19 protein-coding genes are annotated in these 23,304 nt (G+C 74.2%); 8 read left to right on the top strand and 11 right to left on the bottom strand.

What is annotated here, in order from left to right:
- Together JT723_RS34150 and JT723_RS34145 are read right to left on the bottom strand one after the other, a co-directional pair.
- A partial coding sequence (locus JT723_RS34150) for an ATP-dependent helicase (protein ID WP_307864041.1) occupies positions 1-1,377 on the bottom strand: 1,377 nt, incomplete at its 3' end.
- A gap of 284 nt (positions 1,378-1,661) precedes the next feature.
- Positions 1,662-2,021 carry an MGMT family protein gene (locus tag JT723_RS34145; RefSeq protein ID WP_307794085.1) on the bottom strand — a complete coding sequence of 120 codons (360 nt, stop codon included), beginning with the start codon at positions 2,019-2,021 and terminating at the stop codon, positions 1,662-1,664.
- Positions 2,022-2,281: 260 nt separating this feature from the next.
- On the opposite strand from JT723_RS34145, the gene JT723_RS34140 reads away from it, so the two are divergent.
- A complete protein-coding gene (locus tag JT723_RS34140; protein ID WP_205048786.1) occupies positions 2,282-5,164 on the top strand; it encodes a lysylphosphatidylglycerol synthase transmembrane domain-containing protein in 2,883 nt (960 codons plus the stop codon).
- Positions 5,165-5,274: 110 nt separating this feature from the next.
- On the opposite strand, the gene JT723_RS36345 is transcribed toward JT723_RS34140, so the two are convergent.
- On the bottom strand, positions 5,275-6,174 hold the full coding sequence (locus JT723_RS36345; RefSeq protein ID WP_205048783.1) for an FG-GAP repeat domain-containing protein: 900 nt from the start codon (positions 6,172-6,174) through the stop codon (positions 5,275-5,277).
- 387 nt (positions 6,175-6,561) lie between these two features.
- Between JT723_RS36345 and JT723_RS34130 the strand changes: the two genes are divergently transcribed.
- Positions 6,562-7,230, top strand: coding sequence for a hypothetical protein (locus JT723_RS34130; protein WP_205048782.1), 669 nt, complete (start codon positions 6,562-6,564; stop codon positions 7,228-7,230).
- Positions 7,218-8,303: a hypothetical protein gene (locus JT723_RS34125; RefSeq protein ID WP_205048781.1), complete on the top strand. Its 1,086-nt coding sequence runs from the start codon at positions 7,218-7,220 to the stop codon at positions 8,301-8,303. Before JT723_RS34130 ends, JT723_RS34125 begins: the two co-directional genes overlap by 13 nt.
- Positions 8,304-8,414: 111 nt before the next feature.
- Here the strand turns inward: JT723_RS34125 and moeZ are convergent, their stop codons facing one another.
- The 7 genes from moeZ to JT723_RS34090 all read right to left on the bottom strand — a co-directional run bounded on the left by moeZ (position 8,415) and on the right by JT723_RS34090 (position 17,713).
- Positions 8,415-9,593: an adenylyltransferase/sulfurtransferase MoeZ gene (gene moeZ / locus JT723_RS34120; protein WP_205048780.1), complete on the bottom strand. Its 1,179-nt coding sequence runs from the start codon at positions 9,591-9,593 to the stop codon at positions 8,415-8,417.
- 153 nt (positions 9,594-9,746) lie between these two features.
- Positions 9,747-10,520, bottom strand: coding sequence for a spherulation-specific family 4 protein (locus JT723_RS34115; RefSeq protein WP_205048779.1), 774 nt, complete (start codon positions 10,518-10,520; stop codon positions 9,747-9,749).
- Positions 10,508-11,425 carry an NAD-dependent epimerase/dehydratase family protein gene (locus tag JT723_RS34110; RefSeq protein WP_205048778.1) on the bottom strand — a complete coding sequence of 306 codons (918 nt, stop codon included), beginning with the start codon at positions 11,423-11,425 and terminating at the stop codon, positions 10,508-10,510. Before JT723_RS34110 ends, JT723_RS34115 begins: the two co-directional genes overlap by 13 nt.
- An 89-nt stretch (positions 11,426-11,514) precedes the next feature.
- A complete protein-coding gene (locus JT723_RS34105; protein WP_205048777.1) occupies positions 11,515-12,429 on the bottom strand; it encodes a hypothetical protein in 915 nt (304 codons plus the stop codon).
- Between the two features lie 617 nt (positions 12,430-13,046).
- A complete protein-coding gene (locus tag JT723_RS34100; RefSeq protein ID WP_205048776.1) occupies positions 13,047-14,744 on the bottom strand; it encodes a DUF3492 domain-containing protein in 1,698 nt (565 codons plus the stop codon).
- A gap of 546 nt (positions 14,745-15,290) precedes the next feature.
- The gene (locus JT723_RS34095) at positions 15,291-16,661 is read right to left on the bottom strand and encodes a DUF3152 domain-containing protein (protein ID WP_251512407.1); all 1,371 of its coding nucleotides are present in this window, start codon (positions 16,659-16,661) and stop codon (positions 15,291-15,293) included.
- Between the two features lie 8 nt (positions 16,662-16,669).
- Positions 16,670-17,713, bottom strand: a complete 1,044-nt coding sequence (locus JT723_RS34090) for an alpha/beta fold hydrolase (protein WP_205048775.1) — start codon at positions 17,711-17,713, stop codon at positions 16,670-16,672.
- Positions 17,714-17,917: 204 nt separating this feature from the next.
- Between JT723_RS34090 and JT723_RS34085 the strand changes: the two genes are divergently transcribed.
- The 4 genes from JT723_RS34085 to JT723_RS34070 all read left to right on the top strand — a co-directional run bounded on the left by JT723_RS34085 (position 17,918) and on the right by JT723_RS34070 (position 19,736).
- A complete protein-coding gene (locus JT723_RS34085; protein ID WP_205048788.1) occupies positions 17,918-18,169 on the top strand; it encodes an Rv3202a family protein in 252 nt (83 codons plus the stop codon).
- Between the two features lie 147 nt (positions 18,170-18,316).
- Complete coding sequence (locus JT723_RS34080; protein ID WP_205048774.1) at positions 18,317-18,973, top strand: TetR/AcrR family transcriptional regulator; 657 nt, start codon at positions 18,317-18,319, stop codon at positions 18,971-18,973.
- A gap of 141 nt (positions 18,974-19,114) precedes the next feature.
- Positions 19,115-19,345, top strand: a complete 231-nt coding sequence (locus JT723_RS34075; protein ID WP_205048773.1) for a DUF3107 domain-containing protein — start codon at positions 19,115-19,117, stop codon at positions 19,343-19,345.
- Positions 19,346-19,469: 124 nt separating this feature from the next.
- A complete protein-coding gene (locus JT723_RS34070; protein ID WP_205048772.1) occupies positions 19,470-19,736 on the top strand; it encodes a hypothetical protein in 267 nt (88 codons plus the stop codon).
- Between the two features lie 580 nt (positions 19,737-20,316).
- On the opposite strand, the gene JT723_RS34065 is transcribed toward JT723_RS34070, so the two are convergent.
- Positions 20,317-21,066 (bottom strand): ferritin-like fold-containing protein, encoded by a 750-nt coding sequence (locus JT723_RS34065; RefSeq protein WP_205048771.1) that lies wholly within the window; start codon positions 21,064-21,066, stop codon positions 20,317-20,319.
- A 371-nt stretch (positions 21,067-21,437) separates the two neighbouring features.
- Between JT723_RS34065 and JT723_RS34060 the strand changes: the two genes are divergently transcribed.
- On the top strand, positions 21,438-23,304 hold a 1,867-nt coding region (locus JT723_RS34060; protein WP_307864040.1), incomplete at its 3' end, for a DEAD/DEAH box helicase.

Here is a 23,304-nt window from a genome sequence, read left to right as displayed (position 1 = left end):
GGGGGGGGGGGGGGGGGGGGGGGGGGGGGGGGGGGGGGGGGGGGGGGGGGGGGGGGGGGTGGGGTGGGGGGGGGGGGGGGGGGCCGAAGGGGGGAGGTCGACGGGGACGCCCGCGGAGGTCAGGGCGCGGCGGAGGGGGGCGAGGGCGGCGGAGGAGCGGGTGAGGACCGCCATCGTGTGCCAGGGGTAGCCGTCCTCCAGGTGCGCCCGGCGCAGGGTGTCGGCGATGGACTCGACCTCGGCGCCCGGGCTCGGGTAGGTGCGGACGGCGACGGCGCCGCCCGGTGCGTGCGCCGTCAGGGCGCGGTGGGCGCGTACCGCCGCAGCCGGGAGCCGGGGCACGGGCATGCGGGTGGTGAGCTGGCGGGTGGCGGCCAGCAGCCCGCCCCTGGCCCGCCGCGAGACACCCAGGACGCGGACGTCCGCGGGCCTGCCGTCGCGCCGCGGGAACTGCTCGGGGAAGCCGAGGATGCCGTTGATGTCGGCGCCGCGGAAGGCGTAGACGGACTGGTCGGGGTCGCCGAACGCGACCAGCCTGCGGCCCTGCCCTGCCAGCGCCCGCAGCAGCCGCACCTGCGCCGGGTCGGTGTCCTGGTACTCGTCGACGTACACCGCGTCGTAGCGCCGGCTCAGCTCGCGGTGGACCTCGGGCCTGCGGGCGAGCTGCACCGCCCGGTGCACCAGCTCGGTGTAGTCGACGAGCCCGCCCAGCTCGGTGACGTCCAGGTACTCGTCGAGGAAGGCGGCCGCCGCCTTCCAGTCGGGCCGCCCCAGACGGTCGGCGAAACCGGCGAGCGCGGCAGGTCCGAGGCCCAGTTCGCGGGTGCGGGCCAGCACGGCCCGCACCTCGTCGGCGAAGCCCCTGGTGGTGAGCGCGGCCCGCAGGTCGTCCGGCCAGCCCGCCTTGCCGCGGCCCTCCTTCTCCAGCTGCCGCTGCCCCGCGAGCAGCTCGCGCACCAGCAGGTCCTGCTCGGGGCCTGACAGCAGCCTGACCGGCTCCTGGAAGTCCTCGGCGCTCTGCTGCTCGCGGACCAGGGCGTAGCAGAAGGAGTGGAAGGTGGCGGCGGTGAGCCCGCCGAGGCCGCGCGCGGCCATCCGGTCGCGCAGGTCGACCGCGGCCCTGCGGCTGAAGGTGAGGACCAGCACCTTCTCGGGTGCGGTGCCCGCCCGCACCCGGGCGAGCACCGACTCGACCAGCGTCGTGGTCTTGCCGGTGCCGGGCCCGGCGAGCACCAGCAGCGGCCCGTCCCCGTGCTCAACCACCGCTCGCTGTGCCGCGTCCAGCACAGGGGGCCGTACCGTCGCGGGCGGTGTGCGCAGCAGCCGGTAGCCGGTGGCCGCGGAGGCCGCGGGGGCGGGAGGGGGAGACAGGATCACGTGGTTCGCCGGTTCGTCGGAGGCTTGAGCGGTGGTGCGGTTGCGGAGGCGGGTCCCTCCGGGAGCAGGTCGGGGAGCAGGTCCGGGGTCCGGGCCGGGGTGCCCGGGTGCGGCCCTGCTCGCGGTGCGCCCGACGCTACGCCGTGCGGCACGCCCGCCGCAGGCGACCCGTGGACCCGCGGGAGCCGCAGGCCCGGCGGGACACGCCGGACACCCCGTTCGGGGCGCCGATGCCGTGCACGAGCCCCGGATGGCGGAAGCTGGGAGGCATGAGCTTCCGGCCCTCAGCCGTCTGCGCCCGGCGTGCGCCCGTCCCAGCGAGCCCGGCGCATGTCGACCCGCGGTATGTGGCCCTCGCTCGCGGGTCCCGCACTCCGCAGCGGTGTGCCCTCGGCGCGGTAGGCGTCGATCGCGCGCAGTTCGTGGCCGGGCAGCAGGACCCCGTCGGCCCGCACCACCCGCCACCACGGCACCCCGCTGCCGTACAGCGCGAGCACCCGGCCGACCTGCCGGGGGCCGCCCTCGCCGAGCCATTCCGCGATGTCGCCGTAGCTCATCACCCGCCCGGCGGGGATCAGGTCCACGGTGTCGAGTACCCGTTCGGCGTAGTCGCCGGGGGCGCCGGGGTCGTCTTCCTCGCTCATTCGCCCCATCCTGCCCCAGACCACCGACACCGGGGGGTTCCGGTGCGATACGTACGGTGCTCGTGCCACCATCGTCCCGGCGGTGACTGGTGATACGAGATCAAGAAGAGACCGAGGCGGATCAGCCGGGCGCGGAGGAGGCAGGGGTGCCCTCCCGCGCCCGTAAAGCGCTGCCCGCACCCGGCGGCGGCTCCGACCAGGACCGCACCGCCCGCGGCGAAGGCGGCACAAATGGCAGCGCCGACGGCAGGGGCGACGCAATGAGCGGCGCCGACGGCGCGAAGAACGGCGCGAACGGCCGCGCGAACGGCACCGGGGGCTCCGCAGGAGACGGCACCGGAAACGGCGGCAGGAACGGCGCAGACCGCACGGGCAAAGACACGGGCGCGGACACCGGCAAGGGCACGGACACCGGCAAGGACACCGGCACCGCCGGCAAGCCGGCGGAAGGCGGCGCCGGGGGCGACGCCCCCCACACCCACACCGTGGTCCCGGAACCCGGCCCGACCCCCACCCCCGTCGCCGTCGACGAACCGCTGCTCGCTGCCCGCGTGCACCGGCCCGCCGACCTGATGCGGTTCCTGTTCGGGCTGCTGGGCATCGCGGTCGTGCTGGCCGTCGCGGGCTTCGCGCACGCGACGACGACCGGCCTGGAAACCGACATCACCAAGGGCACCGACCACGCGCCGGACGCGCTCGCGTCGTTCGCCGGGCTGACCGCGAGCATCGCGGTGCTGATCGTGCCGGTGGCCTTCGCGATCGAGCGGCTGGCCAAACGGGACGGGCTGCGGATCGCCGACGGCGTGCTCGCCGCGGTCCTGGCGCACGGCACGGCCCTGGCCACCGACCTGTGGGTGACCAACTCCGCGCCCGGCCCGATCCGCGAGGCGCTGACCCACGACGCGCCGTCCGGCACGGGCATGACCGACCCCGTGCACGGCTACCTGGCGCCGGTCATCGCGTACGTCACGGCGGTCGGCATGGCGCGGCGCCCGCGCTGGCGGGTGGCGCTGTGGTTCGTGCTGCTGCTCGACGCCTTCGCTGTGCTGGTCGGCGGCTACACGACGCCGTTCTCGATCGCGGTGACCGTGCTGATCGGCTGGACGGTCGCCTACGGCACGGTCTACGCGGTCGGCTCGCCGAACGTGCGGCCGACCGGGCGGCAGCTGCTGGCCGGGCTGCGCCGGGTCGGTTTCAGCCCGCAGACCGCGCGCCGGGTCCAGGAGGACGGGCCTGAGACCGCGGACTCCGACCGCGGGCGCGGCTACCTGGTCACGCTGGAGGACGGCCCGCCGCTGGACGTGACGGTGGTGGACCGCGAGCAGCAGGCGCACGGCTTCTTCTACCGGGCGTGGCGGCGGCTGTCGCTGGTCGGCGGCATCACGCAGCGGCGCTCGCTGCTGTCGCTGCGCCAGGCGCTGGAGCAGGAGGCGCTGCTCGCCTACGCGGCCATCGCCGCCGGCGCCAACGCACCGAAGCTCATCGCGACCTCGGAGCTGGGTCCCGACGCGGTGATGCTGGTCTACGAGCACATCGGCGGGCGCCGGCTGGACGCGCTGGCCGACGAGGAGATCACCGACACCCTGCTGCGCGAGGCCTGGACGCAGGTGCGGGCGCTGCAGTCGCGGCGGATCGCGCACCGGCGGCTGGTCGGCGAGTCGCTGCTGGTGGACCGCTCCGGCCGGGTGTTCCTGACCGACCTGCGCGGCGGCGAGATCGCGGCGGGCGACATCGTGCTGCGGATGGACGTGGCGCAGCTGCTGACGACGATGGCGCTGCGGGTCGGCCCGGAGCGGGCGGTGGCGTCCGCGGTGGCGGTCCTCGGCCCCGACGCGGTGGCCACCTCGCTGCCGCTGCTCCAGCCGATCGCGCTCAGCCGTGCGACCCGCGCACAGCTCAAGCAGCTGGCCAGGGAGCGCGCCCAGCGCGAGCGCGAGGCGGTGCTCGCCGCCTCGGCCGCGGAGAAGGAGGCCCGCGAGCTGAAGCGGGCGCAGGACGCGGCGGCCCGCAGGGCGGCGCACGGCGGCTCCGGCGCCGAGGAGGTGGGGGCCGCGGAGGGCAAGGGCGAGGACAAGGCGGTCTCCAAGGCCGAGCGCAAGGCGGAGAAGCGGGCCATAGAGGACGCGCTGGAGGAGGCCCGCGAGGAGGACCTGCTGTCCCGGATCAGGCAGCAGGTGCTGCTGATCCGCCCGCAGGCCCCGGTCGAGCCGGTGCGCCTGGAGCGGATCAAGCCGCGCACCCTGATCACGGTGATCGCCGGCGCCTTTGCCGCGTACTTCCTGCTGTCCCAGCTCAGTTCCGTGCCGATCGGGCATGCCATCGCCAACGCGGACTGGCGCTGGGCGGCGATCGCGGTGGCCGGCTCCGCGGCGAGCTACGTGGCCGCGGCCTGCGCGCTGGCCGGTTTCGTACCGGAGCGGCTGTCGCTGCTGCGGACGGTGCAGGCGCAGATCGCCGGCTCGTTCGTGAAGCTGGTGGCGCCGGCCGCGGTCGGCGGGGTCGCGCTGAACACGCGCTATCTGCAGAAGGCCGGGGTGCGCCCGGGCCTGGCGGTGGCCAGTGTCGGCGCCTCGCAGCTGGTGGGCCTCGGCATGCACGTCCTGCTGCTGATGACCTTCGGCTTCATCACCGGTACGGAGAAGACGCCGTCGCTGTCGCCGTCGCGTACGGTCATGGCGGGCCTGCTGACGGCCGGTGTGCTGGTGCTGGTGGTCACCGCGGTGCCGGCGCTGCGGAAGTTCGTCTCGACCCGGGTGCGGGCGCTGTTCGCCGGTGTCGTGCCGCGCATGCTGGACGTGCTGCAGCGCCCCGGCAAGCTCGCCACCGGCATCGGCGGCACGCTGATGGTCACGGTGACCTTCGTGATCTGCCTGGACGGCTGCGTACGGGCCTTCGGCGGGCACCTGAGCTACGCGGCCGTCGCGGTGGTCTTCCTGGCGGGCAACGCGCTGGGCTCCGCCGCCCCGACGCCCGGCGGTGTCGGCGCGGTCGAACTGGCGCTGACCGGTGGTCTGATCGCGGCGGGCCTGCCCAAGGAGGTGGCGACCCCTGCGGTGCTCTTCTTCCGGCTGCTGACCTTCTGGCTGCCGGTGCTGCCCGGCTGGCTGTCCTTCACCCAGCTCACCCGCCGCGGCGAGCTGTAACGGCGGCAGCAGGCGGCACGAAGGCCCGGGGGCGCAGAGCGCCTCCGGGCCTTGTGCGTCAGCTCACCTGCCGGTCACCGGCGGTGCCGGAACAGCGGTCAGAACACCTGTCAGAACAGGTAGTTGAAGGCGTTCCAGCCGGCGCCGATCTGCTGCCGCGCGCCGAAGGGCGAACTCGCCTTGCCGGTGCCGGGGTAGAAGAACAGCACGCCGTCGCTCCTGCGGGCGACCAGGTCGTACTTGCCGTCGGCGTTGTTGTCGCCGAGGCCCAGCATCCGGTTGAAGCCGTTCCAGCCGGCGCCGACCTTGACCCGGGCGACGAAGGGCGCCTTGTAGTTGCCGGTGCCCTTGTACATCCACAGGATGCCCGCGGAGTCCCGCGCGAGGATGTCGGGGTGGCCGTCGCCGGTGAGGTCGCCGTAGCCGGCGATCTCCTTGTAGATGTTCCAGCCGGCGCCGACCCTGACGCGGCTGTCGAACTTGCCGTTGCTGTACGACAGGTACTCCCACAGCACGCCCGCGGAGTCCCGGGCGAGCAGGTCGGGGTAGGCGGCGCCGCCGATGTTGCCGGGCGTCACGAAGGCGTTGTAGATGTTCCAGCCGTTGCCGACGACCGTGCCGGTGCCGGACGTGGAGCCGTACATGCGCAGCTGGCTGCCGAAGCGGATGTAGAGGTTCACCTTCGCGGTGTTGGCCGAGTTGATCTTGAAGAACCCGGTCGCGCTCTTCAGTCCGGTGCCCGACCTCGTCTTGGTGTCCCAGCCACCGCTGGTCTTCGGCGGGTAGTCCCAGAGAGTGCCGCCCGAGTCGCGGCCGTCGATGCCGAACATCCAGGTGCTGGATGCGGCAGCCGTGCCGGTGTCGGCGGTGGAGAAGGCGGTCCTGCCGTGCTGCGGTGCGGAGTTCAGCGTCGCGTTGCTGCCGGCGGCGAGCGCCCCCGTTCCGCCGTTCGCGCTTGCCGCCACTGTCGTGCCGAGCGTCAGCGCGAGCGCGCCCGCGGCCACTGCCACGGCTTTCGCCCTCATGCTGCTGCGCCCGGAGCCACGACGGCCATGCGTTTTCACCTGTGGTCCCCCTTGGAATAGGTGATGACGGTGCTGCGTCCTGCTGCGGGAGTTCCTCCCGTACAAGACGCCTGACGCTATCGCGCGGTCTTCACCGGACCCCGCGCGAAACGTCATTGCCGTGTCACAGTTCTGTCATCGAGACAGGGCCGTGACCCAATCCGCACATCACACCTCTCGTGCGGCACGGCGCCCGTCGGTACCGTGATTGGCCTGGATACGGGGACCAGTTGGGCTGTGCGTGTATTCGGCGTGCCCGGTCGGTGCCCTTGGGAGCACAGCGATCGGGGGAGCCGGACGATGCGAGGGCGATGCGCGGTAACGGTCTGCGCGGTGGCGGTGGTTGCCGCCGGCGCGCTGGCGGCGTGCGGCGGCGGTTCCGGCTCCGGTGACTCCGCGACGATCTCGCCGGCCGCGGCCGGCGGCACGTCGGCCGCGGCCACCACGGCGTCGCCGACGGCCGCCTCGGGTTCGCAGCCGGGCGCGCCGCTGAAGCTGGATCCCGCGGTCGCGCTGCCGGCGGACGTGAAGGTCGTCTTCGACTGGACGATGCCCAAGGACCCCGCACAGAACGCCGCGTTGACCGCGGCGGCCAACTACCTCCAGTCGATCGACCACGCCGTCGTCAAGCAGACGGCGCAGGACCCGCCGCTGTTCGCGCACGCCTCGGGCGACGCGCTCGCCTATGCCCGCGACTTCGTGCAGCGCAACGTCGACGGGAAACAGACACTCAGTGGAACCGACCGCTTTTACCGTCCCGTCTTCGGTAACGGCAGTTCCGCGAAGGGCGGTTCGAAGAGCCCGGTGGAGATCAGGCTCTGCGACAACCAGTCGAAGATCTACAGCAAGGACGTCGTCGGCGGGAAAGTGCACGTGACCGGCGAAAGCGACCGCAGTTACGTGCTCTTCGACATCCTCGTCGTCGAACTCCCGGTCGCGCACCCGTACTGGCAGGCACAAGGGATCACCGTGAAGGAGGGCTCCCTGCAATGCAAGGACTGACCACCGCCGGACGTGTCCGCCGCGCACTCGCCGCGGCCGGAGCGCTCACGGCCGCGTGCGGGCTCGTCATGACCGCGGCGGGACCCGGCTATGCCGACACCACGACGAGCAAGGACACCGCGGGCGGCAGCGACAACGGCACCCTGACCGCGACCGTGCACTACACGACCGTCTCGGGCTCGGGGAAGAGCACCGCCACCGTGCCGCTCGGCTCGTCCGACGTGACGTGGGAGCCGCCGCCGTGCTGGATCGGGCCGATCGGCGACCCGGAGACCTTCAAGCGCAACCTGCTCAAGGGCGTCGCCGACACCAACGTCCCCGGCCAGGCCAACTACGCCCTGGAGGCGATGGACGAGCTGCGCCGGCACTACGAGGAGGGCCTCGCCTGGAACAACTCCGGTGAGGCGTACACGAACTTCAACCTCGACAAGCAGGGCAAGGGCCTGTTCTGGGGCCCTGTGGTCAACGAGCAGTCCACCAGCGTCCACAAGTTCGACTGCAACGGCACGCTGCCCTTCTGGGTCGACAACGGCAAGCTGCCGCCGCCCGGCACCGAGCACGTGATCACCCCCGAGATGCTGTCGCGCCTGGCGTACGCGCGGACGCAGGTGCCGGGGGTGACGGTGGTGACCAGCCCGGCCGCCACGCAGACGGTGAACCTGCCGACGTGGGTGCGGCTGACGCAGGACTACGACCGGGTGCAGGTACGGGCGTCGGTCGACATCGGCGGCGGGCAGCAGATCTGGGCGCAGACCAGCGCGGAGCCCGCACCGGTGCACATCGACCCGGGCACCCAGGACGCCACCCTCTACCCGGCCTCAGGCGACTGCCCGGTCGCCGCCGACGGCACGGTCGGCAAGGCCTACAACGGCGACCCCGGCGCGCTGCCGCCGTGCGGGATGACCTACCGCCGCTCCAGTGCGGCCACCGGCCCCTACCGGCTGGACGTCACGGCCACCTGGCACGTGACCTGGACCGGCTCCGACGGCACCGGCGGCAACCTGCCCGACGGCGTCGTCCACAACCCGCCGCAGGACGTGACGGTCCGCGAGATCCAGTCCGTCAACCGCTGAGGGCCGCCCACCGGCGGCCGCACCGACCGCCCGCGGGGGCACGCGAGCACACAGGAGGGGCCGGCACCGATGTGCCGGCCCCTCCTCGTGCTGTCGCCCGTACCGCAGCCGTCAGTAGATCGGCTTGTGCGGCTCTATCGTGTTGACCCAGCCGATCACACCGCCGCCGACGTGGACGGCGTCGGAGAAGCCCGCGGACTTCAGGACCGCGAGGACCTCGGCGCTGCGCACCCCGGTCTTGCAGTGCAGGACGATCCGCTTGTCCTGCGGCAGCGTCGCCAGGGCGCTGCCCATGATGAACTCGTTCTTCGGGATCAGCTTCGCGCCGGGGATGGACACGATCTCGTACTCGTTGGGCTCGCGGACGTCGATGATCTCGATGTTCTCGCCGTCGTCGATCCACTCCTTGAGCTGCTTGGGAGTGATCGTCGAGCCGGCCGCGGCGGCCTGCGCCTCCTCGGAGACGACACCGCAGAAGGCCTCGTAGTCGATGAGTTCGGTGACCGTGGGGTTCTCCCCGCAGACCGCGCAGTCCGGGTCCTTGCGGACCTTGACCGTGCGGTACGTCATCTCCAGGGCGTCGTAGATCATCAGCCGGCCGACCAGCGGCTCACCGATGCCCGCCAGCAGCTTGATCGCCTCGTTGACCTGGATGGAGCCGATCGACGCGCACAGCACGCCGAGCACGCCGCCCTCGGCGCAGGACGGCACCATGCCAGGCGGCGGGGGCTCGGGGTACAGGCAGCGGTAGCACGGGCCGTGCTCGGACCAGAAGACCGAGGCCTGGCCGTCGAAGCGGTAGATCGAGCCCCACACGTAGGGCTTGTTCAGCAGCACGCACGCGTCGTTGACCAGGTAGCGGGTCGCGAAGTTGTCGGTGCCGTCGACGATCAGGTCGTACTGGGCGAAGATCTCCATCACGTTCTCGGCTTCGAGCCGCTCTTCGTGCAGGACGACCTTCACGTACGGGTTGATGCCGAGCACCGAGTCGCGGGCCGACTCGGCCTTGGAGCGGCCGATGTCGGCCTGGCTGTGGATGATCTGGCGCTGCAGGTTCGACTCGTCGACCTCGTCGAACTCGACGATGCCGAGCGTGCCGACACCGGCGGCGGCCAGGTACATCAGGGCCGGCGAACCGAGACCGCCGGCGCCGACACACAGCACCTTCGCGTTCTTGAGCCGCTTCTGCCCGTCCATGCCCACATCGGGGATGATCAGGTGACGCGAATATCTGCGGACCTCGTCAACGGTGAGCTCGGCGGCCGGCTCGACCAGGGGTGGCAGCGACACAGGGACCTCAGCAATACGGTTGGTCGGTCTCAGACGGTACGGACGTGGAGCGTGTTCGCACACGCGCACTCGTGCAACAGTGCCACGCCCGTCTTCATTCCAAGACACCCGGTCCGAGGACCGAGACATCCCCCGGCCACATCGTGGGCGCGCTCAGTCCACCGCACCGCCGCCCGCGGAACGCACCGCACGGCCCCAGTATCCGGGCAGGCCGACCCACGGGTCGGTGCCGTCGCGGCCGGTGCGGTCGGTCAGCGCGACGGTGGCCGCGCCCTGCCAGCGGGCGATCCGCAGGGCGCCGTCCAGGTGCACCTCCGGCAGGCCGTGCACCAGGTGCACGAAGCGGGACGGCGGGTGGTCCGCGGTCCACTGCGGTGCCTCCGACCAGCGGTAGCGGTCCCACGGGCCGGCGAAGGTCACCAACTGGTCGGCGAGGTCGGCGTAGCAGGGCTCGGGGTGGGTGCCGTGGCCCAGCACGATGTGCCCGGAACCGCCGCGGCCCGCGCCCGCCTGCTGTTCGAGCAGCGCCCGCAGCGTGGTGACCGCCCAGTGGCAGTCGGCGGCGTCCTCCCGGCCGAGCGGCGCCCGGTCCAGGTAGAAGCCGTCGACCTGGTACCAGTCCAGGTACCGCGAGGCGTCCGAGACCAGCTCGCCGAAGGGCCGGCGCCCGCGGGCCGCGTCCAGCATCCCGAGGAGTGGGACGCCGTTCTCACGGACGCGGGCGGTCACCTCGCCGTAGATCGCGTCGGGGCGGCTGCCGGGGCCGCGCGAGACGTCGAAGGCCGCCCAGTGCAGTGCCGTGCCGGGGCGGGCGACCTCCGCCCACTCCGCCGGTGCCATCAGGGGGTGCGCGAGGGCCGGCACCGCAAGGCCCGCACCGCCGCCGAGCGCCCTCGTACCGCGCGGCGACCTCGTCAGACGCGGCATGCCGCCTCCATCCACACGTCGGCGAGCGACTCCTCCAGGCCGATCCGCGGACGCCAGCCCAGCCGGTCGCGTGCCGTGCGCACGTCGGCCTGCTGCCACAGCCCGCAGCCGTCGGGGTAGGGCGGCATCATCGCGCCGCCCGACGCGGGCGCCTCCTCCAGCTCGCGCACCGCCCCCTCGTACCCGGCGACATGGGCGAGCGCCATGGCCATGTCGCGCATCCGCACCGCCCGGCCGCTGCCGATGTTCACCACGCCCTGCGCGGCCGACAGCGAGGCCGCGTGCACCGCGCGGGCCACGTCCCGCGCGTCGACGAAGTCCCGCTGCACGGCGAGCCCGCCGAGCCGCAGCTCCGGGTCGCCGTTCTGCATCGCCCGGCGCAGCGCCTCGGCGACCCGGCCCAGCGGGGCGCCCGTCGGGGTGCCAGGGCCGACCGGGCTGAACACCCGCAGCACCACCGCGTCCAGGCCGGAGCCCAGCACCAGTTCGGTCGCGGCGAGCTTGCTCACCCCGTACGGGCCGCCCGGCCGCGGCGGGGCGTCCTCGCCGGTGGAGGAGCCGACCGGCGAGGGGCCGTACTCCGAGCCGCAGCCGACCTGCACCAGCCGGGCGGCGATGCTGCTGCGCCGCATCGCCTCGCAGACCGTGGCGACGGCCACGGTGTTCTGCCGGGTCAGCTCGCGGGCCGCACCGCGGGCGGTGCCCGCGCAGTTGACGACCACACCGGGGTGGACGGCGTCCAGGAAGCGGGCCAGCACGCCCGGCGCCCCGCTGGACAGGTCGAACCTGACGTCGGCATCGTCGCTGCGGCCCAGCGCGGTGAGCTGGACGGCCGGGTCGGCCAGCAGGCGCTCCGCGACATGGCGGCCGAGGAAGCCGTCGGCTCCGAGCAGCAGCACTCTCATCGGGTGCCTCCGAACGGTGCGGTGCGGTGGTGCCGGGGGCGGGGCGGTTGCGTGATCAAGGGTCTTTCTCCTGGTCGGTGTGGCAGAGGTCAGTGGTGGGCTGCGGCCCGCGCGAGCAGGCGGAAGCCCTGGGCGGCCAGCACGGCGGCCGCGGCGCCGCACACCGCGGCCTGCACGGTGCCGCCGGACGGCGCGAAGTGGCCGGGGGCCGCGGCCAGCAGCAGGGTCAGCGCCTCGGCGGCGCAGGCCGCGGCAAGGCCCGCCGCCGCGGGACCCGGGTGGCCGTGCACGGCCAGCAGCCGGGCGGTGAACAGCAGCACGCCCAGCGCGGCGGGACCGGCCAGCGGGGCGGAGCCCGCCAGGGCGGCGGCGGTCAGCAGCAGCGCGGTCAGCGCGGCCGCGTAGCCGGCCAGGGCAGCGGCCAGCCGGGGCCGTACGGCGTCGGCGAAGTCGGCCAGGCCGTGGCTGGGGGCGAGCTGGGCGCGGGCGGCGACCGCGAACCAGCGGGACAGGGCGGCGGCGGGAGCCAGGCTCAGCGCGAGCGCGGCGAAGGCCGCGGTTCCCGCCCCGGCGTCGAAGGCGCCGCGGTGCGCCAGCGCGGTGACGGCCTGCGGGCCGTAGAGGGCGAAGCCGAACAGGCCGTACGTCCACAGGGCCGCGCCGTCGCCGTGCGCCACTCGCAGCGGCCCGCCGCGCAGGGCCGCCCACAAGGCGACGGCCACCAGCACGGCGACCGGCGCCGCGGCCACGGGCAGGCCCGCCGCCAGGAGGCACCCGGCCCCCGGCAGCAGGTGCAGCGCGGTGCTCCGCGCCCCCAGCCGCGCACCCCCCGCGCCCCGCTCCCCCGCCGCGGCCACCCGCACCGTCCGCGGCACCCGCGCGTACAACTCCTCGGCGAGCCCGAACACGTCCCGGTGCCGCAGCCGCCGCGCCTCCCCGTCATTGACCCCGTACGCCTCAAGCCCCGCAGCGATCTCCCACGCGTCCACGGCCCCGGCGATCAACCCCTGATGCCGATATATCACCGCCCGCACCGGATCAGCGGGCCCGCGCCTGCGCACCGCAGGCTGCGAAATCGATTCACCAGCCCGCGCCTTGGGCCTGCGGCCCGCGGGTCCGGGGGCCTGGGCGCCGCCGGACGCGGGCGTGGCCGCGGGTCCGGGGGCCTCGGCGCCGCCGGACGCGGGCGTGGCCGCGGGTCCGGGGGCCGCAGCCCCCTCAGCCGCCGGGAACGCTGCGGGAAGAAGATCGTCGAAGACGAAGGCGGCAGCAGCCGCGCCCGCGCCGGGTCCGGCGGGCAGAACGCCGCCCGGCGCGGCGGAGACCGCGGGGGCGGGAGCCGCCGCCCCGGCGGGACGGCCTGCGCCGCCGTCGGCGGCGGGCGGAGCCGCGGGGCCGCGGGCCGCCGCCCGCTCAACCGGCGCGGCGGGGAGGACGTCGCCCGACGCGGCGGGAGCCGCGGGGGCGGGAGCCGCCGCAGGCTCGGACGGCGTGGGCGTGGGGTCCGGGGGTGGGAGGAGGGTGGGGAGGTCGTCGTCGGGGGATGGGGTGGGGGTCAGGCGGGTCAGGAGGGCCTGGGTGGGGGTCGGTTCTGACGGCATGGGCTGTGGACTCCGGGAGGTCAGGGGCGGGTGGCGGGGACGGGAGTCCAGGCCGGGTGGGGCGGGGTGGGGGCCAGCCGCGTCGGGGACAGCGACTCCGCGGGCGTGGTGAAGGGCCGCGGGGCGCCCTGCGCGTCGAGCAGCGGCAGGCGGCGTACGGGGTGGTGGGCCACCACGTCCAGGTAGCTGTCGCGGAAGGCGTCCACGCAGGTGGTGACCGTGAACAGGGCCAGCGCCCGCTCCCTGGCCGCCGCGCCCAGCCGGGCCGCCCGCTCGGGGCCGCGCAGCAGGTCCAGCGTCGCCTCCGCCAGCGCCTTGGGATTGCGCGGCGGCACCACCAGCCCCGTACCGCCGATGACCTCGCGCACCGCGCCCACGTCCGTCGACACCGTGGGCCGCCCGCAGAACATCGCCTCGACCAGGCTCAGCGGAAAGCCCTCCGCGCTGCTGGACAGCACCACGACGTCGCCCGCCGCATACGCGTCCGCGGGCTCCGGAGCGCCGGGCGAGCCGATCTCCTCGAAGCTGACCGGGTTCTCGCCGACCGCGTGCGCGTCGGCCGCCTCGTCGGGGAAGAGCTGGGCGGCGAGCGTACGGCAGTGCTCCAGGTAGCCGGCCGCCCGCGCGTCCGCCGCCGGCAGGTGGAAGATCCGCAGCCGCGCCTGCGGCTCCTCCCGGCGTATCGCGTGGAAGGCGTGCAGCAGCGCGATGAGGTCCTTGGCCGGGTCGGCGCGGCCCACCCACGCGACCGTCGGGTCGGCGTGCGCGGCCTGCGCGTCGGCCTGGGCCGCGGCCTCCGCGGCGGCGCCCGCGCGGGCGAAGCGGCCCGCGTCGATGCCCGGGTGGATCGTCCTGATCCGCTCCTTCGGCGCGCCGCACCGCTCCTGCCAGCGCCGCACATGCGCGGAGCCCGGCGTGACCAGCGCGGCCTGCCGGTAGCTCTCGCCGGCCACCAGCCGGAAGTGGTCGCCCAGCAGGGCGCGTACGGCCGGCGGCAGGCCCGCCGCCCGGTGCGCGAGCAGCGCCTCACGGGCGCGGACGGTGTACTCGGTGACGATCAGCGGGGTGCCGCAGAACCGTTTGCCCAGCAGGCCCGCCAGCGCGGCCGGGCCGCCCGACACCGCGTGGCACACGTCGGCCGCGCCCAGCTCGTCCGGTCCGTACCAGGGCGCCGACAGCGGGCGCAGCTGGCGCTCCAGCAGGTCGGCGGCGGTGAGCAGCTCGGTGACGACGATGTCGCCGAGCACCGGGCGCACGCCGGGCGCGCGGCAGGCCGCCTCCAGTTCGGCGAGCGCGTCGTCGCCGCGCAGCAGCGCCGGGAGGGCCGCGGACTCCGCGGCCAGGTCCGCCAGCGCGTACAGGCCGGTGGCGAAACGGTCCGCCCGCTCGGCCGCGCTCATGCCTGCGGCGCCGGCGAGGGCGGTGGCGAGGTCGCGGAAGCCCACGCGGAAGGCTGCTCGGTGCGCCTTGAACGCGGAACGGCTGCCGGGACCGGGCCGGGGGTGCGGGGCGGGCTCGCCCCACAGCCGCTCGAAGCGGACGCTGCGCACCTGCGGCGGGGTCGCGACCTGGCCCGCGGACTCGGTCCGCTGGGAGCGGCTCAGCGCGTAGACGTCGAAGTCGTGGTGGGCCAGGCCCCTGACGAGGCGGTCGCACCACGCGGCGCCCTCACCTCTTGCGTACGGATAACCACCCTCGGTCAGTAATCCAATCCGCACGGGTCCGCTCCCTCTCGTCCTCACCCCCGGACGAGCTGGTGTCCCGCCCGGCGCGACGACCGTATTGCGCCCCGCGCCCACCACGACGGACGGTTGTCCGCGGCACCACCAAAAGGGGTGAACGGGCGTAACTTCTCCCAACCCCGCGCGTTGACGCCAATCTCTTCGCCAGAGGGCAAGTCAGTCAGGGGCGCTGGGGGTACCCCCAGCGCCCCTATGTGCTCGGCCCCGCCGAAGAGACACCCACGCGGCGCCAGCCGCAGATCAGATGCAGCCCCGCGCCCCTGAAAAGCACTGCCCTACGCAGAGGCACCCCCCCTCAGCCCCCGCGGCCAGCGGATGGCTCGGCCCCGCCGAAGAGGCACCGGGCTAGGCCGTGTTTTGGAAGTAGGGCCGTCCGCCCACAGGGCGGGCCCCGCGGCGTCTGGTGCGTGCGATCGCAAGGCGGAGGGTCGTCCTCGTAGTGGGCCTACTCGGACGACTCCGACAACGCAGCGAGCGTGCGTGCCAGGCGTCGCGGGGCAGGCGGGACTTCCAAAACACGGCCTAGGGGAAAGGCCAGGCGTTGGGCCGGCAGGTGGGGCCGCCGTTCAGGGAGAGGAACTTGGTCTGCTGCATCATCACGGGGGCCGGCGCCCCGGCGCGCGGGCACCCCACGTGGCCGTGCCCGAGACGGTGCCCGACCTCGTGGTTGATCAGCATCTGGCGGTACGCATGCATCAGCCGCGGCCCGTACGTGTCCGCACCCTGCGCCCACCGGTACGCGTTGATCATGGTCCGCGGCGTGGACGCCGCATCGCAGGAGACGTTCTCGATCGTCGTGTCGAGGCCGGACCTGGCGCACCACTTCGCGGTCGTGCCGGGGCTGGCGAGCGTCACGACGATGTCGGCGTGCCCGGTGGAGACCCGCTCGAAGGTCATCGTCCCGCCGTGGCCCCAGCTGCGGCTGTCGTTGAGCGTCTTGAAGACCGTGTCGCTGAACAGCTGCGCGTCCAGCGGGAGTCCCTGTTCCACGTCGACGCGGAAGGTCATCACCTTGCCCTTGCCGGGCGCGGCCTGGTGGCCGGGGACGGTGTCGAAGGCGCCGGAGAGCTTGAGGTCGGGGTCGAGCGGATACTGCAGGTCCATCAGCTGGTCGTAGTCGACGGGGGCCACCGTCGCGCTGGGGGTGGCGCCGGGCGTCGTGCGCTGCCCGGCCGAGCCGGGCTCGGCGTCGTCGCTGGAGCGCGTCGGTGTGTCGCTCGTCGGGTCGGGCGAGGGCGTGTCGCGGTCGCGGCCGGTGAGCTGGCCGCCGGCGGCGACGGCGACCACGGTGACGACCGCGGCGGCGGCGATGCCGCTGATCGTCCAGGTGGCCTTGCCGGGCTTGCGGCGGCCCCCGGGGGCCGCGGCGGGTTCCGGTTCTGCGGGCTCGTCCGGCGGCGGGGCGGCGGCCTGCGGCTCGGGGCGGGCGGGCGGCTGCTCGAAAGCGTCGAGGAACTCCTGGCGCGGCCTGGGCACGGCACGGCCCGACATGTCCAGCGGGGGCCGCGGCGCCCGCAGCCCGGAGGCTGCTGCGGCGGTCGCGGTGTCGTGCGCGGCCCAGCCCTCGGCCCAGTCCTCGACCGGGTCGAAGGGCAGGCCGCGGGTGCCGCTGCCGGCGCCGGTCCAGGTGCCGGGCGTGCCCCACGCCCCGTGCTCGCGGTGCTCGGGATGGGCGGGCGGACGGGCGGCGAGGTCCTGGGGGCGTACGGCCGCGAAGGCGCCGCTGTCGTCGAAGGGGTCGAACGGCTCGGTGTACGGGCCGCTCGGGCTGCGCCTGCGGCGCCCGCTGCCCGGGGTGCCCAGTGCGCTGCCGGGCGGCGCGAAGGTGCCGCCGGTCTGCGGTACGCGGTTGTCCCGGCCGTCCTGGCCGTCCCGTGCGCTGTGTTTGCCCACGCCCTCGATCAGCTCCCGCTCGCCGCCGTGCTCATGTCCGTCGTAGCCGTGACCGTACCCCCGGCCGCGCCGCTCCGGGCGCGGGCCGCGATTTCGTCGCGCAGGTCACGGAAGGCCCGGTCGACGAGGTGCGGGTGCTCCATCATCGCGACGTGGCCGCTGCCGGGGATGGTCAGCAGCCGGGAGTCGCGGAAGGCGCGGGAGGCCCTGCGGGCCATACGGACCGACACGAGCTTGTCGCGCACCCCGTAGACCAGCAGCGTCGGCGCCAGCACCCTTTCCGCCTGCCGCCACAGGGAGTGCTGGCCGCCGAGGGTGTAGGCGTTCACGATGCCGCGGGTGGAGCCGATCATGACGTCCCAGAAGTACGGCAGGTCGATGCGCCGCTGGTATTCGGCGGCGTAGGCGGCGCGCTCGGGGTCGCCGACGACGGACGGGTCGCCGTAGCACAGCGACAGCAGGGCCTGGGTGCGGCGCTCGGGCTGCCAGCCGCGGGTGGCGCGTACGTACAGCGCGGGCAGGCCGGGGACCGACGCGAGCGCGGTGGGCAGCGCGGTGCGCTGCGGGGGCAGCTCGGGCAGGGCAGGCGAGACCAGGGTGAGGGTGCGCACCAGGTCGGGGCGGGCCGCGGCGACCTTGACGGTGACGGCGCCGCCCAGCGAGTTGCCGAACAGGTGGACAGGCCCGCGGCCCTCCTCCTCCAGCAGCCTGACGACGGCGCGGGCGTGGGCGGCGACCGAGTAGTTGCCGTCGTCGGGCGGCGGGGAATGGCCGAAACCCGGCAGATCGAGCGCGTGCCCCTCGACGGTGTCGGCGAGCGAGGCCATCAGCGCCGACCAGTTCTGCGACGAGCCGCCGAGGCCGTGCACGAACATCGCCGGCTCACGGTCGGCCGGGGGCTTGCGCCCGCCGTGGTGTGCGCGGGAGCGGACCAGCAGGGCCAGCCCGGGAAGCCGCACGGTCCTCGACGTCTCCCCGTCGGCGAGCACCGGCCCTGCCGGGGGCACGGCCGCGGGCGGTGCCGCGGCCTGGGAGTAGTCCGTGGAGGGCATGGGTCGATGTTACGAGGCGATCACGTGCGGGGCTGTGTGTTCGCCCGCACACAACCGCACAGAATCAGCCGTCCAGCGGCCGTACCGCGCCCTCCCCCACCGCGGGGGGCGCCTGTACGCGCTGCGCGCGCGGCCCGGTGCTCCTACGCTCCAAGGAGGGGGTCCGGGAGGGAGAGGGGCGGGAACCGAGGGAAGGGAGGCGCCATGTCCGACGAGATCGCGCACATCGAGCGCGAAGCCGACGAGGACGACAACGACGCCGCACAGAGCGCGCTCGACGACGACCTGGACCTGGAGGCGCCGGAGGCGGACAGCGCCGAACAGCACACGGAGCTGCTGCAGCACCGGGACGACCCGGTCACCACCAGGCCCTCGGACCGGGACGGGGAGGCCGACCCGGCGGACACCGCGGAGCAGCGCCGGGTGGTCGAGCTGGACGAGGACGACTACCGCTGAGCGGGAGGATACGGATGAGGCCGCCCGTATCCAGAAAGTGAGAATGTGCGCCCGTACGGCGCACAGGGTCGTTACTCAAAAGTACGATGGCCAGCGCAGCGTTCTTTCGTTCGTTCCTTCGTTCGTTCCGCAGAAATGGGAGGCGGCGTGACAGCCATCGAGCAGACTCAGGCACGACCACGCGGCACCCGCCTGCCCCGCAGGGCCCGACGTGAGCAGCTGCTGGGGGCCGCCCAGGAAGTCTTCGTCGCGCAGGGCTACCACTCGGCCGCGATGGACGACATCGCCGAGCGGGCCGGCGTCAGCAAACCGGTGCTCTACCAGCACTTCCCCGGCAAACTCGAACTGTATCTGGCCCTGCTCGACCAGCACTGCGAGTCACTGCTGCAGTCGGTGCGCGGCGCTCTGGCGTCCACCACGGACAACAAGCAGCGCGTCGAGGCGACGATGGACGCGTACTTCGCCTACGTCGAGGACGAGGGCGGCGCCTTCCGGCTGGTCTTCGAGTCCGACCTGACCAACGAGCCCGCGGTCCGCGAGCGGGTCGACAAGGTCGCGCTGCAGTGCGCCGAGGCGATCAGCGAGGTCATCGCCGAGGACACGGGGCTGTCCAGCGACCAGTCGATGCTGCTCGCGGTCGGCCTCGGCGGCGTCTCCCAGGTCGTCGCGCGCTACTGGCTGGCCAGCCGCAGCGAGGTGCCGAGGGAGACCGCGGTGCAGCTGCTCACCTCGCTCGCCTGGCGCGGCATCGCCGGCTTCCCGCTGCACGGCGCAGAGGGCGGCCCCGCAGGGCAGCACGGCTGACTGGCGCCTGCGGCGGGCGCCCCGCGTGTTCGCTCACGGCGTGTACGAGGCGCGGATTTACGGCCCCCGCCGCGGGCTAGTCTGGCAGCGTACGGCGCGACCAACCGCGCACACCGCCAGACCATCGGAGGTATCCAAGCCGTGGAGGTCAAGATCGGCGTGCAGCACGCGCCGCGCGAGATCAGCATCGAGAGCGCGCAGTCGGCGGCCGAGGTGGAGAAGGCCGTCGCCGACGCGCTGAGCGGCAACGCCAAGCTGCTGTCCCTGGAGGACGAGCACGGCCGCAAGGTGCTCATCCCCGCGGACCGGCTGGCGTACGTCGAGATCGGCGAGCCGGCCGCCCGCAGGGTCGGCTTCGGCGCGGCCCTCTGACGAGAGGTCAGCCAGGGCGGCAACCGGGGGTGCCCGGTTGCCGCCCCTTCGTTTTGCCCGGGTCCCTCCAGGGGTAGGACGACAACGGAACGGTCCGCAACGCCGCGTCACCGGAGGGGATCGCATGATCTGGCAGATCGTCGCCTATGCCGCTCTCGGACTGCTCGCGGCCTTCGCCGCGGCCCGCCTCTTCCCCACCAGGCTGCCCGCCACGGCGCTGCTCCTCGTCACCGGGCCCGTCGGTGGGCTCACCGGCGGGCTGGTCTCCTACACGGTGTTCGGCGGGGCGCATGCCGCCGCCAGTCTCGCGGCCGCCTTCGCGACGGCCGCCGCCGGTCTCAGCATCCTCGCCACCCCCCCCAAACGCGGCCGCCACGCCGCCCGCGCCTAGCCCCTCCGGGGCGGGTCTGCTCACGCTCTGGGGTGCCCGCTGCGTCGGGCGGTGCCGTCCAGGGGCGCGGGGCTGCATCTGATCTGCGCCTGCCGGCGCGTGAGCGCGCCCAGCCCCCACGAGCCGTCGTGTGGCGACGGACCGCCACCACATCCAGGCGGCGGCCCTGGGGGTACCCCAAGGCGAAGCTCTGGGGGCGGAACTGCGCGCCCAGCCACCCACCGGCCGGTGGTCCCGAGCGAAGCGAGATGGGGGCACCCCCAGGCGAAGCTCTGGGGGAGGACCGAACAGCCCCTTTCGGACGGAGACGACCCGCGCCCCGGCGGTGGCTGGTCGCGCCGTTCCCCGCGCCCCTCATGGCTTGCCCTCTGCACGGGAGGGTGACCGTTTTTCATGAGGCGCTGGGGGTAGTACCCCCAGGCGAAGCTCTGGGGGCGGAACTGCGCGCCCAGCCCACCACCGGCCGGTGGTCCGGCACGGACCGAACAGCCCCTTTCGGACGGAGACGACCCGCGCCCCTAGAGGCACCGCCCTGCGCAGCGGGCGCCCCCAGAGCGTGAGCAGACCCGCCCCGGAGGGGCTAGGCGGCGAGGCCGAGGGCGGCCATCCGCTTGGTGTGGGCCTCGGTGATGCGGGAGAACATGCGGCCGACCTCCGCGAGGTCGAAACCGTCGGCGACGCCGCCGACCAGCATGGTCGAGAGGGCGTCGCGGTCGGCGACGACGCGCTGCGCCTGGGAGAGCGCCTCGCCCATGAGGCGCCGCGCCCAGAGGGCGAGCCGCCCCCCGACCCGCGGCTCCGCCTCGATTGCGGCGCGCACCTTCTCGACGGCGAAGCTGGCGTGCCCGGTGTCGTCGAGCACCGCGAGCACCAGGGTGCGCGTGTCGGTGTCGAGGCGGGCGGCGACCTCGCGGTAGAAGTCGGAGGCGATCGAGTCGCCGACGTACGCCTTGACCAGGCCTTCGAGCCAGTCGGACGGCGCCGTCTGGCGGTGGAACTCGTCGAGCGCCGCGCCGAACGGCTCCATGGCGAGGTTGGCCGACTCGCCGACCTCGGTGAGCCGGTCGCGCAGCCGCTCGAAGTGGTGGAACTCGGCGGCGGCCATCGCCGCCAGCTCGGCCTTGTCCTCCAGGGTGGGCGCCAGCTTCGCGTCCTCCGCGAGCCGCTCGAAAGCGGCCAGCTCGCCGTACGCCAGCGCACCGAGCAGGTCGACCACCGCGGCGCGGTAGCGCGGGTCTGCGGACGCGGACGTCCAGTCCTGTGCGGCGATCCCGGTGGCCGGCTCTGCGGTCTCGGCGGCGGGCTTGGTGGTGTCGTCAGGCGTTCCCATGACGCGAACGATAACCAAGTCCCGCCCCGCCGCCGACACCCTGCACGTGACCCGTCGATGTCCCGAACGAAACATTTGATCGGGTGCACCTACGTGTTTCCGGGGTAGAGTGGTAATGCACCCGCCGTTAGTCGGCCTGGTTCCGATCCGCGGCGGGCGACGTGTGCAACACCTTGGATGCCCGGTCGGTGGCCCGATCGGCTCCGAACCGACCGCCCTCCTGACATCGGGAGGGGCGCCCACTCGCGGCATGAGCGAGGGCAGCGGTCCCGCGCTCCACGGCCCCTCGAAGGCTGTACGTCACCTCTGCGCGGTCAGTGACCTACGTCGTGTTACGGCGTGCCCGGTTGCTCGACCCCCCTTGCTGCACAGTGCCGCGTCTCACAGAAGAGGCAAGCATCCTGTCCACCACCACATTCCGCAGTCTCGGCATTCTTCCCGAGACCGCCGAGGCCCTTGAGGCCGTCGGCATCACCACCCCCTTCCCGATCCAGGAGATGACGCTCCCGGTGGCCCTCGCGGGCAACGACGTCATCGGCCAGGCCAAGACCGGCACCGGCAAGACGCTGGGCTTCGGACTGCCGCTGCTGGAGTCGGTGACCGTGCCGGCCGACGTCGAGGCGGGGCGCGCCACGCCCGAGCAGCTGACCGACACCCCGCAGGCGCTGGTCGTCGTCCCGACCCGCGAGCTGTGCCAGCAGGTCACCAACGACCTGCTGACCGCCGGCAAGGTCCGGGCCGTCCGGGTGCTCGCCATCTACGGCGGCCGGGCGTACGAGCCGCAGGTCGAGGCGCTGAAGAAGGGCGTCGACGTGGTCGTCGGCACCCCGGGCCGGCTGCTGGACCTGGCGGGGCAGAAGAAGCTCAGCCTGCGCCATGTGCGCACCCTGGTCCTGGACGAGGCCGACGAGATGCTCGACCTGGGCTTCCTGCCCGACGTCGAGAAGATCATGGGCATGCTGCCGGTGAAGCGGCAGACGATGCTGTTCTCGGCCACCATGCCGGGCGCGGTCATCAGCCTGGCCCGCCGCTACATGTCGCAGCCGACCCACATCCGCGCGACCGCCCCCGACGACGAGGGCGCGACCGTCGCGAACACCACGCAGCATGTCTTCCGCGCCCACTCGCTGGACAAGCCGGAGCTGGTCTCGCGCATCCTGCAGGCCGAGGGCCGCGGGCTCGCGATGATCTTCTGCCGCACCAAGCGGACCGCCGCCGACGTGGCCGAGCAGCTGGAGAAGCGCGGCTTCGCCTCCGGCGCGGTGCACGGCGACCTGGGCCAGGGCGCCCGCGAGCAGGCGCTGCGGGCCTTCCGCAACGGCAAGGTCGACGTGCTGGTGTGCACCGACGTGGCGGCGCGCGGCATCGACGTCGAGGGCGTCACCCATGTGATCAACTACCAGACGCCCGAGGACGAGAAGACGTATCTGCACCGCATCGGCCGCACCGGCCGCGCGGGTGCCTCGGGTACGGCGATCACCCTGGTCGACTGGGACGACATCCCGCGCTGGCAGCTGATCAACAAGGCGCTCGACCTGTCCTTCAACGACCCGGAGGAGACCTACTCGACCTCCCCGCACCTGTACGAGCTGCTGGGCATCCCGGCCGGTACCAAGGGGATACTGCCCCGGGCCGAGCGGACCCGTGCCGGGCTCGACGCGGAAGAGGTCGAGGACCTCGGCGAGACCGGTGGGCGCGGCCGCGGCCGCCGTCCGGCCGGCGGCGAGCGGGGCGGGCGCGGCGGCCAGGCCCCGGCCGAGGAGCGCCCCGCCCGTACCAGGACCCCGCGGCAGCGCCGCAGGACCCGCGGCGGCGAGGCGGCGCAGAGCGTGCCGGCCCCGGCCGGCGCCGAGTCCGCGACCGCGGTGTCCGCGCCGGACGCCGAGGGCCAGACCGGTCCCCGTACGCCGCGCCGCCGCCGCAGGACCCGTAGCGGTGCCGCCGCCGCGGTGACCCCGGTGGCCGCGGAGACGCAGGCGCCGGCAGCGGAAGCCGGCGCCGAGGAGCCCGCCCAGAAAGCGCCCCGCCGCAGGACCCGCAAGGCGGCCGAGCCCGCCACCGCTCCGGCCGAGGTGGTCGCCGAGGCGCAGGCCGCGGACGCCGCCGTGGCCGAGCCGGCCCCGCGCCGCAGGACCCGCAAGGCCGCGGCAGCCGAGGTGCCCGCACCTGCCGCCGCGCCCGAGGCGGACGCCGTCGCGGAGGAGGCGCCGAAGCGCCGCCGTACGCGCAAGGCCGTCG

It is taken from the genome of Actinacidiphila bryophytorum (assembly GCF_016916835.1).
In the GTDB taxonomy this organism is placed as follows: Bacteria; Actinomycetota; Actinomycetes; order Streptomycetales; family Streptomycetaceae; genus Actinacidiphila; species Actinacidiphila bryophytorum.
The sequence above is the reverse complement of the archived record's forward strand: the minus strand, read 5'-3'. Positions and strand labels throughout refer to the sequence as shown.

Excerpts from the sequence above, each read along its gene's own strand:
- JT723_RS34065 (WP_205048771.1), bottom strand. The coding sequence starts at position 21,066 with ATGGGAACGCCTGACGACACCACCAAGCCCGCCGCCGAGACCGCAGAG.
- JT723_RS34125 (WP_205048781.1), top strand. The coding sequence starts at position 7,218 with ATGCAAGGACTGACCACCGCCGGACGTGTCCGCCGCGCACTCGCCGCG.
- JT723_RS34090 (WP_205048775.1), bottom strand. The coding sequence starts at position 17,713 with ATGCCCTCCACGGACTACTCCCAGGCCGCGGCACCGCCCGCGGCCGTG.
- JT723_RS34145 (WP_307794085.1), bottom strand. The coding sequence starts at position 2,021 with ATGAGCGAGGAAGACGACCCCGGCGCCCCCGGCGACTACGCCGAACGG.
- JT723_RS34110 (WP_205048778.1), bottom strand. The coding sequence starts at position 11,425 with ATGAGAGTGCTGCTGCTCGGAGCCGACGGCTTCCTCGGCCGCCATGTC.
- JT723_RS34140 (WP_205048786.1), top strand. The coding sequence starts at position 2,282 with ATGAGCGGCGCCGACGGCGCGAAGAACGGCGCGAACGGCCGCGCGAAC.
- JT723_RS34070 (WP_205048772.1), top strand. The coding sequence starts at position 19,470 with ATGATCTGGCAGATCGTCGCCTATGCCGCTCTCGGACTGCTCGCGGCC.
- JT723_RS34085 (WP_205048788.1), top strand. The coding sequence starts at position 17,918 with ATGTCCGACGAGATCGCGCACATCGAGCGCGAAGCCGACGAGGACGAC.
- JT723_RS34115 (WP_205048779.1), bottom strand. The coding sequence starts at position 10,520 with ATGCCGCGTCTGACGAGGTCGCCGCGCGGTACGAGGGCGCTCGGCGGC.